Annotated in this window: 1 pseudogene; it reads right to left on the bottom strand. The window is 68.0% G+C overall.

What is annotated here, in order from left to right:
* Positions 1-31 precede the first annotated feature (31 nt).
* A pseudogene (locus A7X12_RS19150) lies at positions 32-756 on the bottom strand (class I SAM-dependent methyltransferase).
* Between the last annotated feature and the right edge of the window lie 6 nt (positions 757-762).

The raw sequence follows: 762 nt of genomic DNA, 5'->3' as shown, positions 1-762 counted from the left end.
CGCGGGAGGGGAGAAAGAGGGCGGACCTCGCCTAAGCCTTCGGCTCCGCGATCACGATGATCGACAGCCCCGGCGGCATCGGCAGACGGCCGAGCAGGTGCCGCTCCAGCCCGAAGATCGTCTCGAACGCCTTGTTGAGCACGGCCGGCGGCGGCGAATCGTCGCTGTCGTCCTTGCCCATCAGCTTGCCCGCGAAGCGGGCCGCCACCGCTACCGGGAACAGCAGCGAGTTGAACCAGCGCAACTTGCGCCACGTCAGCCCCGCCTTGTCCAGCGCGGCGAGCAGCGTGCCCTTCGAATAGCGGCGCTTGTGGTGGTTCACCACGTCGTGCGCGCTCCACATCCACTGGTGCGCCGGCACGGTGATCAGGATCTTGCCGCCGGGCTTCAGCACCCGTGCCATCGCCCGCAGCGCCCCCACATCGTCCTCGATATGCTCCACCACGTCGAGCACCGCGACCAGATCGTAGCTGCCCGGTTCGACCCCGGTCAGGTCCGGCAACGGCGACGAACCCACCGGCTTGCCCAGCCGCGCGCTGGCGATTTCGCGCGCCGCCGGATCGATCTCGATCGCGTCGACCTCGCCGAACGCGCCGAGCATCGGCAGATTGTGCCGCAGCCGATCTCGAGGATCTTCGCGTCCTTCGGCACCGCGCCGTAGCGGGCAAGATAATCGGCCAGGATGTCGCGACGCGCCCGGTACCACCAATGGGTGGAGTCATGCGCCGCCATGCGGTCGTAAACGATACGGTCCATTCAGCC

The organism is Sphingomonas sp. TDK1, assembly GCF_001650735.1.
In the GTDB taxonomy this organism is placed as follows: Bacteria; Pseudomonadota; Alphaproteobacteria; order Sphingomonadales; family Sphingomonadaceae; genus Sphingomonas.
This window is presented reverse-complemented; position numbering and strand designations above follow the sequence as displayed.